Origin of the sequence: Marinicella marina, from assembly GCF_030065545.1 — a bacterium.
In the GTDB taxonomy this organism is placed as follows: domain Bacteria; phylum Pseudomonadota; class Gammaproteobacteria; order Xanthomonadales; family Marinicellaceae; genus Marinicella; species Marinicella marina.
The window spans coordinates 108,715-124,462 of sequence record NZ_JASJNC010000008.1 but is presented as its reverse complement, the minus strand read 5'-3'; the positions used below and the strand labels follow the sequence as shown (position 1 = coordinate 124,462).

At 41.9% G+C, this 15,748-nt stretch carries 14 protein-coding genes; all 14 read left to right on the top strand.

Annotation, left to right across the window (positions count from 1 at the left end):
• The first annotated feature begins 13 nt into the window (after positions 1 to 13).
• The 14 genes from nuoI (at position 14) to QNI24_RS13050 (ending at position 15,656) form a co-directional block, all read left to right on the top strand.
• The gene (gene nuoI, locus QNI24_RS13115) at positions 14 to 502 is read left to right on the top strand and encodes an NADH-quinone oxidoreductase subunit NuoI (protein WP_267176593.1); all 489 of its coding nucleotides are present in this window, start codon (positions 14 to 16) and stop codon (positions 500 to 502) included.
• A complete protein-coding gene (locus QNI24_RS13110) occupies positions 502 to 1,152 on the top strand; it encodes an NADH-quinone oxidoreductase subunit J (protein WP_267176594.1) in 651 nt (216 codons plus the stop codon). Before nuoI ends, QNI24_RS13110 begins: the two co-directional genes overlap by 1 nt.
• Complete coding sequence (nuoK, locus tag QNI24_RS13105; RefSeq protein WP_458368004.1) at positions 1,146 to 1,451, top strand: NADH-quinone oxidoreductase subunit NuoK; 306 nt, start codon at positions 1,146 to 1,148, stop codon at positions 1,449 to 1,451. Before QNI24_RS13110 ends, nuoK begins: the two co-directional genes overlap by 7 nt.
• Before the next feature lie 2 nt (positions 1,452 to 1,453).
• Entirely contained in the window at positions 1,454 to 3,415 is a 1,962-nt protein-coding gene (nuoL, locus tag QNI24_RS13100; protein ID WP_458368003.1) for an NADH-quinone oxidoreductase subunit L, read from the top strand.
• 9 nt (positions 3,416 to 3,424) lie between these two features.
• Complete coding sequence (locus tag QNI24_RS13095; RefSeq protein WP_267176597.1) at positions 3,425 to 4,933, top strand: NADH-quinone oxidoreductase subunit M; 1,509 nt, start codon at positions 3,425 to 3,427, stop codon at positions 4,931 to 4,933.
• Positions 4,934 to 6,379 carry an NADH-quinone oxidoreductase subunit NuoN gene (nuoN, locus tag QNI24_RS13090; RefSeq protein WP_267176598.1) on the top strand — a complete coding sequence of 482 codons (1,446 nt, stop codon included), beginning with the start codon at positions 4,934 to 4,936 and terminating at the stop codon, positions 6,377 to 6,379.
• Positions 6,380 to 6,382: 3 nt separating this feature from the next.
• Positions 6,383 to 6,877 (top strand): 5-(carboxyamino)imidazole ribonucleotide mutase, encoded by a 495-nt coding sequence (gene purE, locus QNI24_RS13085; RefSeq protein ID WP_283708741.1) that lies wholly within the window; start codon positions 6,383 to 6,385, stop codon positions 6,875 to 6,877.
• 4 nt (positions 6,878 to 6,881) lie between these two features.
• The gene (locus QNI24_RS13080; RefSeq protein ID WP_267176600.1) at positions 6,882 to 7,979 is read left to right on the top strand and encodes a 5-(carboxyamino)imidazole ribonucleotide synthase; all 1,098 of its coding nucleotides are present in this window, start codon (positions 6,882 to 6,884) and stop codon (positions 7,977 to 7,979) included.
• 54 nt (positions 7,980 to 8,033) lie between these two features.
• A complete protein-coding gene (hemA, locus tag QNI24_RS13075) occupies positions 8,034 to 9,281 on the top strand; it encodes a glutamyl-tRNA reductase (RefSeq protein WP_267176601.1) in 1,248 nt (415 codons plus the stop codon).
• A complete protein-coding gene (prfA, locus tag QNI24_RS13070; RefSeq protein ID WP_267176689.1) occupies positions 9,271 to 10,347 on the top strand; it encodes a peptide chain release factor 1 in 1,077 nt (358 codons plus the stop codon). The genes hemA and prfA overlap by 11 nt, the downstream gene beginning before the upstream one ends.
• Positions 10,348 to 10,387: 40 nt before the next feature.
• On the top strand, positions 10,388 to 11,848 hold the full coding sequence (locus tag QNI24_RS13065; protein ID WP_283708739.1) for a tetratricopeptide repeat protein: 1,461 nt from the start codon (positions 10,388 to 10,390) through the stop codon (positions 11,846 to 11,848).
• Positions 11,849 to 12,096: 248 nt separating this feature from the next.
• Positions 12,097 to 13,044: a lipase family alpha/beta hydrolase gene (locus tag QNI24_RS13060; protein ID WP_267176603.1), complete on the top strand. Its 948-nt coding sequence runs from the start codon at positions 12,097 to 12,099 to the stop codon at positions 13,042 to 13,044.
• Position 13,045: 1 nt separating this feature from the next.
• Positions 13,046 to 13,999: a lipase secretion chaperone gene (locus QNI24_RS13055; protein WP_267176604.1), complete on the top strand. Its 954-nt coding sequence runs from the start codon at positions 13,046 to 13,048 to the stop codon at positions 13,997 to 13,999.
• A 229-nt stretch (positions 14,000 to 14,228) separates the two neighbouring features.
• A complete protein-coding gene (locus QNI24_RS13050) occupies positions 14,229 to 15,656 on the top strand; it encodes a DUF4407 domain-containing protein (protein WP_267176605.1) in 1,428 nt (475 codons plus the stop codon).
• Positions 15,657 to 15,748 lie beyond the last annotated feature (92 nt).

The window sequence follows — 15,748 nt, the reverse complement described above, 5'->3', positions numbered from 1 at the left end:
TTAGAGAATTCAAATGACTAAAGTATTTAAATATTTAAAAAGTTTAACTCTGAATGAAATCAGAAAAGGCTTATTACTGACTCAAAAGTATTTCTTCAAGAGAAAGTTTACCGTCAGGTATCCCGAAGAAAAAACCCCAAAATCACCACGATTCAGGGGCTTACATGCGCTCAGAAGGTATCCCAATGGGGAAGAGCGTTGTATCGCATGTAAATTATGCGAAGCAGTGTGTCCGGCTGCAGCCATCACCATTGATTCTGATGTGCGCGAGGATGGGTCAAGAAGAACCACCAAATATGAAATTGATTTATTCAAGTGCATATACTGTGGTTTCTGTGAAGAATCATGTCCAGTAGACTCCATTGTCGAAACAGACATTCACGAATATCACTTTGAGTCTAAAGGCAAAAACGTCATGACCAAAGAACAGTTATTAGCCATTGGAGATATGTATGAAGAACAAATTGCCAATGCCAGAACAAAGGATGCGAAGTACAGATAATGATTATTAGTCCTGAATTATTCCAACAAATCATATTTTATGTGTTTGCCACATTCACTATTGGTTCTGCCATGGCTGTGGTAACGGTTAAAAACACCATTTATTCGGCTTTATTTTTGGTGTTATGCTTTTTTAATACAGCTGTTTTATGGCTTTTGATAGAAGCAGAGTTTTTAGCCATCACCTTGGTACTGGTTTATGTCGGTGCGGTGATGGTTCTGTTCTTGTTTGTGGTCATGATGCTTGATGTCAAACAAGCCAAGGCATCTCAGCTTAAACAATCCTACACCAAAGCTGCCTTGCTGATTGCAGCAGCCATGTTGGTGCAACTGTTGATATTGTTTGCTTACAAGCTGAGTGGCGAAATCCCTAGTAATGAATTGGTCAGACAAGAACAAGGTTACAGCAACGTAGCCGAAGTCGGTATGACTTTATTTACTCAGTATGTTTACCCGTTTGAAATAGCGGCAGTGATCTTATTGGTTGCCATTGTTGCGGCCATCATGCTGACCATGCGTAAGCGGGAAGGCAACAAACAGATGGATGCCTCAAAACAAATCAATATCAATCCCGCAGAGCGCTTAAGAGTGGTTTCAATGAAGGCTGAAAAGGCCACCACACAAGCTCAAAGTAAAGAGGAAGAATCATGACATTACAGCATTATTTGATTGTTTCAGCCATTTTATTTGTCATTAGTATGGCTGGCATATTCGTTAACCGCAGAAATGTATTGGTGGTGTTGATGTCAATTGAATTGATGTTACTGGCCGTTAATACCAACTTGATTGCCTTTTCAAAATATTTAGATGATGTTCAAGGCCAAGTATTTGTGTTTTTTATTCTCACTGTGGCAGCTGCTGAAGCCGCCATTGGACTGGCCATACTGGTGGTTCTGTTCAGGAATAAGAAAACCCTTGAAACCAAAGAAATTAACGAGTTGGAAGGGTAATCATGGACATGAAAACAACCTTAATGATCATCGCATTTGCTCCATTAGTTGCTGCTGCAATTGCCGGCCTTTTTGGTCGTCAAGTAGGTCGCATTGGCGCACATACCATCACCATTGGTGCGGTGGGTTTATCGTGTGTACTTTCGGTGCGTGTTTTGTTGCAATTCATCAATGGAGAAGCCACACCTTTCAATGAGAACCTCTATACTTGGATGGTTACTGGTGATTTATCCATGCATGTGGGCTTTATGGTCGATTCATTGACTGCCATCATGATGACTGTGGTCACCTTCGTGTCGCTCATGGTACACATCTATACCATCGGTTACATGAGTGAGGATCCAGGTTATCAGCGCTTTTTCAGTTACATTTCATTATTTACTTTCGCCATGTTGATGTTGGTCATGGCCAACAATTTCATGCAACTGTTTTTTGGTTGGGAAGCGGTGGGCTTGGTGTCTTACTTGTTGATTGGATTTTGGTACAAAAAAGAAACCGCCATCTTTGCCAACATGAAAGCATTCCTTGTTAACCGTGTCGGTGATTTTGGATTTTTGCTCGGTATCGGTGCGGTCTTGATGACTTTTGGAACCCTTGATTACGTTGAAGTTTTCAACCAAGCGCCACAAATGGCTGATAAAACCATCACCATCATCGGTGATAATCAATGGTCCATGATGACTGTTATATGTATTTGTTTGTTCATTGGTGCCATGGGCAAATCGGCGCAAGCGCCCTTACATGTTTGGTTACCAGATTCGATGGAAGGTCCAACGCCTATATCGGCTTTGATTCACGCTGCTACCATGGTAACGGCGGGTATTTTCATGGTATCTAGAATGTCTCCCTTGTTTGAGATGTCTGACACGGCTCTGAGTTTTGTTATGTTGATTGGTGCATTCACTGCCTTCTTCATGGGACTGATTGGTATCGTGCAAAATGACATCAAGCGAGTGATTGCATATTCAACCCTTTCTCAACTCGGTTACATGACTGTGGCATTGGGTGTGTCAGCATACTCAGCCGCCATATTCCATCTAATGACCCACGCATTTTTCAAAGCGCTGTTGTTCTTGGGTGCTGGTTCGGTCATTATCGCTATGCATCACAAACAAGACATGCAAGAAATGGGCGGACTGAAAAAATACATGCCGATTACTTTCATAACCGCATGGGTAGGTACTTTGGCATTGGTTGGATTCCCAGGTTTGTCAGGCTATTTCTCAAAAGATGCGATCATTGTGGCAACTGGCTTGTCTGATCGTTGGGGTTCTGATGTGGCTTACATTGCAGTTTTGTTGGGCGTTTTTGTTACGTCTTTATACAGTTTCAGGTTGTTGTATTTAACTTTCCATGGCAAAGAACGCATGGACCACCACACCAAAGAACATTTACATGAATCACCATGGGTGGTCACATTACCCTTGGTGTTATTGGCTATTCCGTCGATCTTTATTGGTTGGATGACCATAGAACCATTGTTGTTTGGCGGTTTTATGAATGATGCCATAGTTGTTAACCCTACCAATGATGTGGTCAAAGAAATTGGCTTGTATCATTTTGACACCACAGCAGGATTTGCCCTACACGGGTTTGTTACCTTGCCGTTCTACCTCATGTTGGCTGGATTTGCAGTGGCTACATACATCTACATGAAGAACAGGGCGCTGGCAAGTACCATCAAAAAACAACTGGCTCCGATTCACAGGGTACTTGAAAACAAATATGGTTTTGATGCTTTTAATCAGAAATTCATTGCAGGTGGTAGCGTTAAATTAGGCGAAGCCTTGTGGAAGTGGTCTGACTCTAAATTGATCGATGGTTGGATTGTTAATGGCAGTGCAAAACTGATCAATAAGGTATCAGTTGGTATCAGGTCGATTCAGTCAGGTTATGTGTTCCACTATGCTTTGGTTATGGTTGTGAGCGTTATTGTTTTCATCGGTATTTACGTTTTTAAATAGGCAGAAAATATGTTATTTGAAGGTTCAATTTTAAGTGTACTTATTTGGCTGCCTATACTGGGCGGTCTGGCCTTGTTACCTTTAGGTCATGGGCGTGCTGGTTTGGTGAAAGTGGTTGCATTGATCATCACGGTGCTGACTTTCATAATCAGTATTCCATTGTGGACAAATTTTGATGTCAGCACGGCACAGTTGCAATTTGTTGAGAAAAAGCTGTGGGTGGATGCTTTTAACATCTATTACCACCTGGGTATTGATGGCATAGCGCTGCCGTTGGTGGTACTGACCACATTCATTACTGTTTTGATTGTGTTATCAGCATGGCAAGTAATTAAAGTCAATATCCATCAATACATGGCTGCATTCTTGATACTCGAAGGCATGATGATTGGTGTTTTCACTGCGCAAGATGCGTTGTTGTTTTACATATTCTTTGAAGCCATGTTAATACCTATGTTTGTGATCATTGGTATTTGGGGTGGCCCTAATCGTGTCTATGCAACAATAAAGTTCTTTCTATACACCTTCTTAGGTTCGGTGTTCATGTTGATAGGTTTAATTTATCTATACATGAAAGCCGGTAGTTGGAACCTCACAGATTTAGCCATCCAGCCGCTGACTTTGCAGGAACAAAGCTGGTTGTTTTTTGCTTTCTTGGCAGCATTTGCGGTAAAAATACCCATGTTCCCCGTTCACACCTGGTTGCCAGATGCGCACGTAGAGGCACCCACTGGTGGATCAGTGGTACTGGCCGCCATCATGTTGAAGATTGGTGGTTATGGTTTCTTAAGGTTTTCTTTGCCAATCACGCCAGATGCCAGTTCTGAATTTACTTGGTTGTTGATCACCTTGTCTTTGATTGCTGTGGTATACATCGGCTTGGTGGCCATGGTACAAAAAGACATGAAGAAACTGATTGCATACTCATCAATTTCTCACATGGGTTTTGTCACTCTGGGTTTATTCCTGGTGTTTATGCTGATTAAAAACGGTGGCAACAGTCAGATGGCGATAGAGGGTGCCATGGTACAAATGATTTCTCATGGTTTTATCTCTGCTGCTATGTTCCTTTGTGTTGGCGTTTTATACGATCGTCTGCACTCAAGAATGATTAAAGATTACGGCGGGGTGGTCAACACCATGCCTTGGTTTGGGGCATTTTTTGTGTTTTTCGCCATGGCTAATTCGGGTTTACCGGGTACTTCTGGTTTCGTCGGTGAATTCATGGTTATCTTGGCAAGTTTTCAGGCCAATTTCTGGATTGCATTCTTAGCTGCCATCACTTTGATTGTTGGTGCAGCTTATTCGCTGTGGATGGTTAAAAGGGTGGTTTTTGGTGGCATCACCAATGATGCTGTGGCTTCATTGAAAGATGTGACCGTTAGAGAGTTTTTCATATTGGCGGTGTTAGCCATTATGGTGTTGTTAGTGGGCGTTTGGCCTGAGCCGTTGATTGAGGTAATGAGTGCCTCAGTACGACAAGTCATTGAATACGTATCTGTCAGTAAGGTGATATAAATGTTTGGTTGGTCAGAATTAGTCCCGGCGTTCCCGGAAATCTTAGTCCTGAGTATGGCGTGTGTCGTTTTACTCGTGGGTCTATTTACCGATAAGAAAAAAGGCGGTTTCATTGTCTTTTTGTCGGTAATTACCATGATGTTTGCAGCAATATTAACATTGAAAGATCATGTGGCAGGTGTCGAGTTCACCAAAACCGTGATTTTCAATGGCACTTTTATTCGTGATGAATTTGGTGACATGTTGAAAGTGGTGGTGTATTTGTTGATGATATCGGTATTCTTTTATGCCAAACAATACCTGCGACAACATGATAATTTGCAGGGTGAGTATTTTGCGTTGTTGTTATTTGCTACTTTGGGCATCATGGTGATGATCAGTGGTCACAACTTCATCGCCTTGTATTTAGGCCTTGAGTTGTTGGCACTGAGTTCTTATGCTTTGGTGGCTTATAACCGCAATGACCTTAATGGCAATGAAGCGGCTATGAAATACTTTATTCTGGGTGCTTTGGCATCGGGTATGTTGCTTTATGGTATGTCATTGATTTACGGTGCTGTTGGCACCTTACAAATCAACGAAATTTCACAAGCCATTGCCGGTCAGAATAATGACATGTTCTTGGTTTTGGGTTTGATTTTTGTCATTGTTGGTATAGGCTTCAAACTGGGTGCTGCTCCATTTCATATGTGGGTTCCTGATGTTTATGAGGGTGCACCTACAGCCACCACATTGTTCATTGCATCGGCACCAAAAATAGCAGCATTCGCTTTGGCTGTTCGCATCCTTGGACAGTCATTGGATGTACTGATGATTCATTGGCAATCCATGCTGGCTACATTGGCAATAGTTTCTATTATTGTGGGTAATTTGTTTGCCTTACAACAAACCAATTTAAAACGCCTGTTTGCTTATTCGACCATTTCTCACATAGGATTTATGTTGTTGGGATTGGTTGGCGGTGCTGAGGGCATTGCAGCGTCAATGTTCTATATCATTGTATATACCATCATGGCTGTGGGTGGTTTTGGAATGATAGTATTGCTTTCAAACAAAGGCATGGAAGCTGATCAAATTGCTGATTTCAAAGGCCTTAATCAACGCAGTGGTTGGTATGCCTTTTTGATGTTGCTTTTGGTGGCCTCCATGGCAGGTTTTCCACCACTGATTGGTTTCTTCTCCAAGCTTTATGTGCTTAAAGCCGTGATTGATCAAGGGCATATTATTTTGGCCGCAGTTGCTGTTATTTTTGCTGTGATTGGTGCTTTCTATTACTTAAAAATCATCAAAGTCATGTATTTTGAAGAATCCGAAACTGATCAAGCCATTGACGCCAGTTTTGATGTGAAAACAGTGCTGAGCATCAATGCTTTGGCTCAACTGGGTTTGTTGGTCTTGCTGCCGGTGTTATTTCAATACTGTATCAGGGTCACCGGATCCTTATAAATGATGTCAAGTAATCAAGCACAAGTTGGATTAATCATGGGGTCACAATCAGATTGGGCCACCATGGAAGCTTGTGCCGATTTGTTGAAGCAATTGGCCATTCCATTTGAAGCAGAAGTGGTTTCAGCCCACCGCACACCAGATAAAATGTTTTCCTATGCTGAATCTGCGGCACAACGTGGCATCAAAGTGATTATTGCTGCTGCTGGTGGTGCGGCGCATTTACCAGGTATGGTTGCTGCTAAAACGCACTTGCCTGTTATTGGTGTGCCAATTCAATCGAAAGTGCTTAACGGCATTGACTCTTTGTTATCGATAGCTCAGATGCCCGCAGGTATACCTGTGTTAACCATGAGCATTGGTTTGGCGGGAGCTAAAAATGCAGCACTCTCTGCAGCATCCATTTTATCCATCCAAAATACTGAGATAGCGGAAAATCTAATGGCATTTCGAAACAAACAAACTTCCGACGTTATCAATAACCCCAAGCCACAATAAAGACATGAACCCAAGAATTGGCATATTAGGCGCTGGGCAATTAGCCAGGATGTTGGCACTGTCTGGATATCCATTGGGTTTTGAGTTTGTGTTTTATGACCCAACTGCTGATGCCTGTGCAGGCCAGGTTGGCGAAATGATGACCGCTGAATACCACAATGAAGTGGCTTTGGAAGAGTTCTGTAAAAAAGTAGACATTGTTACTTTGGACTTTGAAAATGTGCCGGTTGAAACATTGAAGTTTGTACAAAAGAAAAAACCAGTTTTCCCCACTCCAGAAGTATTGGAAATTGCACAAGACCGATTGTTAGAAAAACAGTTTTGTCACCAATACGGTATACCCACAACAGATTTTGAAACGATTAACAGCCTTTCTGAACTGAAATTTGCGGCTAAAAAGTTCGACTATGATGCGATTTTAAAAACCAGACGGTTAGGCTATGATGGCAAAGGGCAATATCGAATTACCCAAGCAGCTGACATCAATCAAATTCCTGATAACTTATTTGAACAAGACCTGATCCTAGAAAAAAGGATTAAGTTCAAAAGAGAAGTTTCAGTGATTGTTGCCAGAAATGGGCTTGGTGAGATGAAAACTTGGCCACTGTGCGAAAATAAACACAAGGAAGGTATCTTAACTACCACCATCGTACCGGCTAAAGCCAGTGAATTAGATGAGGTTACCACAGATTATGCCAAACAACTGGCCATTGCTCTGAATTACGTTGGGGTTTTGGTGATTGAATTTTTTCAGACTGATGAAGCTGTTTTTGTCAATGAAATGGCTCCAAGAGTACATAATTCAGGTCATTGGAGCATTGAAGGTGCGGACACCTCACAATTTGAAAATCACCTCAGGGCCGGACTGAACCTGCCTTTGGGCTCTACAAAAATGCAAGGCATGGCGGCCATGTTAAATTGGATTGGTGCTTTTCCCGATAATATCCTCAGTATCAATGAAGAAAAGCTTTATTGGCACGTTTATGGAAAAGAGCCCCGGCCAGGAAGAAAAATTGGGCATTCTACGCTATTGGCAGCAACCCCTCAGGAATTGCACGATAAGATAGTTGGTCTGGTTAAAAAACTGGGCGTTCAGCTTTAGCTGTACCACCTAATATAACAACTGTTTCCCACAGCTTATTGTTATAATAATCACATGGCCATTTGCGTACTAGGAATAAACCACAAAACAGCCGAACTCAAAATCAGAGAGCGCTTTTCCATTCCTGAGTCAAACTATAAATCACACTTAGAGAAGCTTATCAGCAGTGAGTTGATAGATTCTGCTGTGGTCATTAGCACCTGTAATCGCACTGAATTCTACCTCTCAACTTCAACGCTTGATTGTTTAAAAAAAGAAGCCGAAAACGTCCTTGGTTTTGCCACTGATATTGATTCAGTTTACACCAAAACAGGCCATGATTGTGCTGCTCACCTGTTCGCCGTTACTGCTGGTGTCGATTCTTTGGTTGTGGGTGAAACACAAATACAAGGGCAAGTCAAAAGGGCTTTCGATGAGGCATCCCAACTGGGCCTCAATGGCGAAATTAATAAGTTATTTCAAATGGCATTTAAAACCGCTAAATTGGTACGTTCTGACACTGAAATAGGTCGTAACCCTGTTTCTGTAGCGCACTGTGCGGTGCAGTTAGGCCGACAAATATTTGGTTCCCTACAACAACAAAATGTACTGATAGTGGGTGCTGGAGAAACGGCCGAACTGTTGATTCGTTACTTAATCAATCACAATGCCAAAAACATTACGATTGCTAACAGAACCACCAAAAACGCCAAGAAAATGGCCAATATTTTTCAGGCAGAAGTCATTGAATTGGCAGAGATAGAGTCGCACTTATCTGAATTTGATTTGGTATTTACAGCCACCGCCAGCCCACAACAACTCATCACTCGAAAAGCCACTGAAGAAGCCATCAAACTCAGAAAGTACAAGCCAATGGTTATGATTGATTTGTCTGTGCCGCGTGACATTGATGAACAAATAAAGCTGATGGATGATGTCTTTTTATACGCCGTTGATGATTTACAAAAGGTCATAACTGAAAACATGCAACGTCGCGAGAACACCATCAGTGAAGCCAAACGCATCATTAAAGCAGAAGCGGAACTGCTGGATCAATGGATAAAAAGTCAACAACATCATAATTTACTGAAACAATACCAACAAAAAGTCGATGGCATAAAAACAACCGTGCTAGCCAAACAAATTAAAGCATCGACCCCTGATGATGAAGCCAAAAAATACCAGAACCTAGCTCATCAAGTTGCTAAAAAGTTATCACATGACAACATCAGTGGTATCAGAAAAATCATTGAATCTGGTAATGAGGAGCACATCAAACTCATTGCTGACTTGTTTAACTTGGAGCTGAATGATGAGTCCTGAAATTGCCTTAAAACTAGAGCATGCAGAAGATCGGTATGAGGAAATTGGCCTGTTGTTATCGGATCCTGATGTGATGGCTGACCAAAACAGGTTCAGAGACTTGTCAAAAGAATATGCACAAATTGAGCCATTGGTATTGAACTTTAGGTCTTATCAAGCGGCACAACAAGAATTGGATGAAGCCGAAGAAATGCTGGCTGATGAGGAAATGGCAGATTTGGCCAAGGAGACCATCAAAGAAACAGAGCAATTACTTCAACGGCTTGATGCTGAATTAAAAATTTTATTGATTCCCAAAGACCCCAATGATGACAACAACATTTACCTGGAAGTCAGGGCAGGCACCGGTGGTGATGAGGCGGCCATATTTGCTGGTGATTTATTCAGGATGTATTCCAGATACGCTGAAAAACAAGGTTGGAAAGTCAGTGTTGTGAGTGTCAATGAAGGTGAGCACGGCGGCTTCAAAGAGATCATCGCTTTGGTAAAAGGTCATGGGGCTTTTTCAAAGTTCAAATTTGAATCCGGCACGCATCGTGTACAAAGGGTGCCTGAGACAGAATCACAAGGCAGGGTGCATACCTCTGCTTGTACCGTTGCGGTGTTGCCTGAAGTGGATTCGGTTGATGCCATTGACATCAATCCCAGCGATTTGCGGATTGATACCTTTCGTTCTTCGGGAGCAGGGGGGCAACATGTCAATACCACAGATTCTGCGGTTAGAATAACCCACATACCCACCAACACAGTGGTTGAATGCCAAGACGAACGCTCTCAACATAAAAATAAAGCCAAAGCCATGTCCTTGTTGTCAGCTAAAATTTTAGATGCTGAACAAGCCAAAGTTAAAGCGGAACAGTCAGAAGCCAGAAAACTTCAAGTAGGCAGTGGTGATCGTTCGCAAAGAATACGAACTTATAACTATCCCCAAGGTCGAATATCCGATCACCGCATTAACTTGACATTATACAAATTGAATGAAATCATAGATGGGGACTTAGATTGGGTAATTGAACCACTTACACAAGAATCGCAGGCGGAACTTTTGACCCAAATTAACCAATAATTAAAAACCACAACAAAACAATTAGACCCACCATAAAACCATGAGCAAAAGCAAACCTAAAAACCTGATTGTTTTTATCAGCATACTTCTCTTAATAGGCTGTCAGTCTGGGCCAAAAGTGAAACAACAAAATGAGGCCTTTAATCAAGAAACAATCAATTTGGGCTGGGATCAATTACAACAAAACACCATAGAAAATCTGCGTGCGAAAAGTTTTGGTGAAGCCAATTTGAACATCAAACAAATGATGGCTTTCGCAGCTGATGATAACAGCAAGTGGGAATACATTCGCATGGCCTTGGTTTCTATGCCTAATGATTTGGCCGAGGGATTGGTTGATCTGGCTTTAGAAAAATCGTTCATCAAAAACAACCGACCGGAACAATTTGCATTTGTCAGGGTATTAACTCAGATTGAGGCATACGAGAAATCTATGGTGCTGTTGAATGATTTAATTGATCAGGAACAGACTGTTGAGTATGTTTACTGGCGTGCTCGCTTGCACCTGTTAATGAAACAAGAGGCCAAGGCTGAAATTGACTACTTGTGGTTACTCGATAAAGCACCTAAGAACACAGACTACTTGAGTCAGTACGTCACTTTATTGAACTTTTTAGGTCGCAATGATGAAGCGATGGCTTTGTTGGTTGATAACGAAGGCGATGTTGATTTATTGTTCAGACAAATAATCTTATTAGTACAGCAGGATCAAGATGATTCAGCCAAAGAAAAATTGACACAACTCAAAGCATTAACCAACGAAGCAGAGTTGACCGTTGAACAAAAACTTGAAATTGGTGAATTGTCGTACTGGTTGGAAGATTATGATTATGCCATGTCGCTGTTGCAAAGCGTCAAATCAGGTGAACACATCAACAAAGCCAAACTCTTGATGGCCAATGTGTTGGTTAAACAACAACAATATGACAGGGCTGCGGTTATGTACCACCAAGTGCAGAATGGTCCTGAAGTACACGCCATCCCCGCATATCAATTAGAAATAGAGTTATATCGGGAACAAGGCGACATGGATGCTGCACTAAAGACTGCTGACGCAGCATTGCAGATGTTTAAAAAAGATCCTGACATACTTTACAGTCGTGCATTGTTACATGCACAAAACAATAATATACCAGCGGTAGAAGCTGACCTCAATGAAATATTGTCGCAAAACCCTGACAATGCAGATGCCATGAATGCGTTGGGTTACTCATGGGCTGACAACGACATGAAGCTAGATTTGGCTTATGACTACATCATGCGTGCACATGAACTGAAACCCAATGATAAGGCCATATTAGACTCTGTTGGTTGGATATATTATAAAAAAGGTGAGTTGGAAAAAGCTGAAAAGTACCTCAGAATGGCCATTGAAAATAACACCAGAGACACAGAGTCTTACCAACATTTAATCACAGTTTTAGAAGCCCAAGGTGACAGCATAGGGGCAGATGAAATCAGAAAAAAAGCGCTGGAGTTGTTTCCGAGTTTCACTGATTAAGTGGTTTCTATCAGTGCCTTTAATTAGGTTTAAGGGCTTATTCACAGATAATTAACCTAACATTGAGTTGGGTGTTAAGTGATTTTCATAAACCATTGATAAATAAGCTCGGATCGGGTGATACCAATCAATAAAACCATCAAATAATTCAAACGTTCGTTTAATTTTTGTTTGACAAACCAAAACCTCTCTGCTAAAAATCAGTTAAAAGCCATCAGAGCTTATACACATTTAAAGAGGAGAGCGTCATGAAAAAGTCACATGAATCATGGGTCATTGTTAGTTTTATCATACTGATAGCCGTATCTTCTTCGGCCAATGCATTTTGGTGGAATAACAATTACACCAAAACCAAACACCCAATTGTTCTGGTACATGGACTGTTTGGTTTTGATCAGGCATTTGGCATTTATAACTATTTTTACCGCATTCCTGGTGAATTAGCAGATGATGGTGCGACCGTTTACATTGCCGATGTTTCTGCAGCAAACTCCAGTGAAATGCGAGGTGAGCAGTTGTTGTCTCAGCTGGAAGTCATTAAGGCCATTTATGGTCATCAAAAATTCAATTTAATCGGCCATTCTCACGGCGCCCCAACCATTCGATATGTGGCCTCAGTTCGCCCTGATTTGGTGGCTTCAGTGACTTCCGTTGGCGGACCCAATACAGGCAGTCCAGTGGCTGATGCCGTACAAACTGTGGCACCACCGGGCTCATTTACTGAAGCTGTTTTGGCCAGCCTAGCTGATGCTTTAGCCACTTTAATTGAAGCAGTTTCTGGTAGCACAGGCCAACCTCAAGATGCGTTGGCCTCATTACATTCACTGTCATCAGTTGGTGCTGATGCATTCAATCAAGCCTATCCTGAGGGCATGCCAACCACCTATTGCGGTGAGGGTGCTTATCAGGTCAATGGCGTTAAATACTACTCTTTCAGCGGTACTCGACCAGTCAGTAATGTCATTGATATCAGTGATGCTTTACTTGGCTTGTCGAGTCTGTTGTTCATTGGCGAGTCCAATGACGGTTTGGTGGGACGTTGTTCTTCACATCTGGGCCGTGTTCTGCGAGATGATTACCCATGGAATCATGGTGATGAAGTGAATCAAGTCTTAGGGATAAGAGGCTTATTTACTTCCAATCCTGTAAGCGTCTACAGAGCACATGCCAACAGATTAAAAAATGAGGGTTTGTAACATGAAACACAAAACAACTTTAAGTACTTTAGTATTAGCCACAACCGCAGCAACTGTCTACTGGGTCTATGCCCAAGCCAGTTATTCACCGAATTATCAAGCGATTAATTCAGTGAAACTTTCACAACAAAAATCAACCATTAGCTGGCAAGAACTGGTGCAGCAAGAATCACTGCGGATGCCCAATCAACGGACCAATGACAAAGCACTGTCATCTTTGTATGGCAGCCAACCTGATGGCGCGGTCAATTTGGATGCCAATGGTCAAGTCATAGCTGATGATGATTTACATCGGTTATTTGATTATTACCTCAGTGCACAGGGCGAAACTTCACTACAGCAAATCAAACATCGATTATTAACAGTCAGTGGTGATTTTCTTTCATTGGATCAGCTGGAGCAGGTTCGTGATTTATTTGATGCCTATGTAAACTACCTGTCAGAAGCTGATCGCCTCAGTTCAACTCTGTCTCCCGATTTATCGTTACAGGATCGACTCGATGCCATTCATTCCCATCGCATTGAAGTGTTGGGAGCAGAACTGACGGATGCTTTTTTTGCTGATGAGCATGCTTATGCCATGTGGGTCATCCAATTAGATTCTGGTGAATTAAACCAGCTGACAAAACAACAACAGCATTGGTTGAACCAAGAAAACAATGCCACCGCCTATCAAGATGTGTGGCTGGAAAATCAAGCATTAAGCCAAGCAGGTGTCAGTCAACAAGACAGGCTGATATTACGCAGTTCGAACTATGGTCAAGAGGTGGCCTTAAGATTGGCTGAACTCGATCAACAACAACAGCAGTGGCAGCAAACAGTTTCGCATTACATCTCACAAAGAACTGCCTTACAAGGTGACCACAACCAGATTGCTCAGTTGGACCAACAATATGATGATCGAACTTTACTGCGGCTGCATGTTCATTATCAAGATCACCTCAGGAAGATTTAATTGTTGAACGAATCATTCTCGATACAATAAAAACATCATAAACATATCATTTGGAAGGCTGGTCATCAGCCTTCCAATAAGAAAAACCTCGCATTGCTTTTGAACTTAATTCAAAATAGACAGTCACAATTTGTAACGTGCTGTTGCATGTTTCTAAAAAATCCATGGCAACCGGATAAATTGAGGGGTTAGCTAAAACGCTTAACCTCGAACAAAAAGAGGTCTTATCATGAGTCAACCTAAGGCAACCAAAGAATCTATTTGGTTCAAATTGTGCGCGTTCCTGTCATTAACCGATACTGAAATTCTGGCTGAAAGTGGGCGTTATGACCGCATGCTGGCCTATGCCATGGTGTTCAGGCAGTTGGTCACTTTTGCATTCACATTTTTACTGTTCACCTACGGTGTATCGATATTTCTCAATCCAGTAGCGGCTTATACCATTGGCTTTGTGTTTGCTTTGACCTTGTTCTTCTTAGATCAAGCAATCATCGGCTCGGATTGGGCTTTGCGCAATCCATTCAAACGTGGTTTACCTATACGGCAGCTGTTTGGTTTGATACCCAGACTGGTGTATTCATTGATCATAGCCATTGGTCTGGCTACCTTGGCGGAAATCAGTCTACAATCTGATGCCATAGATGAGCAGATTCAAAAAGATGTCGCTGTCAACAACCAAGCATACTTTGCCCGAATGAGTGAATACGAGCAAGAGCTTGATACCACAGTCAATGCTACTGAGAACAACATTGCGCAGTTACAACAAGAAATACTTAACTTGCGTACCTCACAAGAACAGATCAAAAACACCGATGAGTCATACGATCAAGACACAGTGGCGAACAGCATTGATAACTATCAAGTCACATTAGAAGAATTGCAAAGAGATCAAAAGAACACCATCAATACCATTGGTTCATTGAATGAACGGTTATCTCAAACCAGAGCAGATTATCAATACTGGTTCAACGAATCCATTCTGGAAAGAACGGGACAAGATGGTCGCGCAGCCACCGAGGGCCCCAAGTATGATAGGGCGGTCAAAACCTACACCCAATTGGCAGAGATGATTCCTGTCATTGAAGCTGAAATTGAGGACACCAAAGCCCGTTTGGCCAGTATTGAACAAAATATTTTGGCCACCACCAGCACATTGAATGAATTTCAATTGAAAAGCAACACATTGAGCGAAAAGACCACCACTCTGACTATCAATGAGGAACGATTGAACCAGTTGGCAGTTGATTTACAAAAGGAACAAGCCCTTTTGACCGAACAAATAGCTGACAAACAAAACAAATTAGCCACCTACAAAACAAAATTGATCAATGATGGACTATTTTATGAACAAAAATCTGGCATCTTGGTGCGCTATTTGGCCTTGAATAAAATCCATGCAGATCCAGAGCTGGGTCAAGCAGCTGTGCTGTTCAGTTGGATGCTTAAAGTGTTCTTTATTGCCATTGAATTGATGCCAGTCATTATTAAGCTCTTTTTCAGTCCATTCAGTTTTTACTCATTGAAAATGTACCGCAAAATGCACATCGCTCTGTTAGAAGAGCAAGCCAAGTTAGATGCTGCCACTGCCGCATTTGAAAGAAAAAAGCTGGCAGGTAAAATTGAACCAGAGCTACCCACTGTAACCCAACGTATATAAATACATCTGTCCCAATGCATGCCGCCTTATCTGAGCGGCATGTATGTGCTGAATTTCAAACACCCCATCAATTTCGGCGATAAGTATTAACA

What these genes read in the sequence shown, in the direction of transcription:
- QNI24_RS13110 (WP_267176594.1), top strand. Translation starts at nt 502, where the DNA reads ATGATTATTAGTCCTGAATTATTCCAACAAATCATATTTTATGTGTTT.
- QNI24_RS13055 (WP_267176604.1), top strand. Translation starts at nt 13,046, where the DNA reads ATGAAACACAAAACAACTTTAAGTACTTTAGTATTAGCCACAACCGCA.
- nuoN (WP_267176598.1), top strand. Translation starts at nt 4,934, where the DNA reads ATGTTTGGTTGGTCAGAATTAGTCCCGGCGTTCCCGGAAATCTTAGTC.
- QNI24_RS13080 (WP_267176600.1), top strand. Translation starts at nt 6,882, where the DNA reads ATGAACCCAAGAATTGGCATATTAGGCGCTGGGCAATTAGCCAGGATG.
- purE (WP_283708741.1), top strand. Translation starts at nt 6,383, where the DNA reads ATGTCAAGTAATCAAGCACAAGTTGGATTAATCATGGGGTCACAATCA.
- nuoL (WP_458368003.1), top strand. Translation starts at nt 1,454, where the DNA reads ATGGACATGAAAACAACCTTAATGATCATCGCATTTGCTCCATTAGTT.
- prfA (WP_267176689.1), top strand. Translation starts at nt 9,271, where the DNA reads ATGAGTCCTGAAATTGCCTTAAAACTAGAGCATGCAGAAGATCGGTAT.
- QNI24_RS13060 (WP_267176603.1), top strand. Translation starts at nt 12,097, where the DNA reads ATGAAAAAGTCACATGAATCATGGGTCATTGTTAGTTTTATCATACTG.
- nuoI (WP_267176593.1), top strand. Translation starts at nt 14, where the DNA reads ATGACTAAAGTATTTAAATATTTAAAAAGTTTAACTCTGAATGAAATC.
- QNI24_RS13065 (WP_283708739.1), top strand. Translation starts at nt 10,388, where the DNA reads ATGAGCAAAAGCAAACCTAAAAACCTGATTGTTTTTATCAGCATACTT.
- QNI24_RS13050 (WP_267176605.1), top strand. Translation starts at nt 14,229, where the DNA reads ATGAGTCAACCTAAGGCAACCAAAGAATCTATTTGGTTCAAATTGTGC.
- QNI24_RS13095 (WP_267176597.1), top strand. Translation starts at nt 3,425, where the DNA reads ATGTTATTTGAAGGTTCAATTTTAAGTGTACTTATTTGGCTGCCTATA.
- hemA (WP_267176601.1), top strand. Translation starts at nt 8,034, where the DNA reads ATGGCCATTTGCGTACTAGGAATAAACCACAAAACAGCCGAACTCAAA.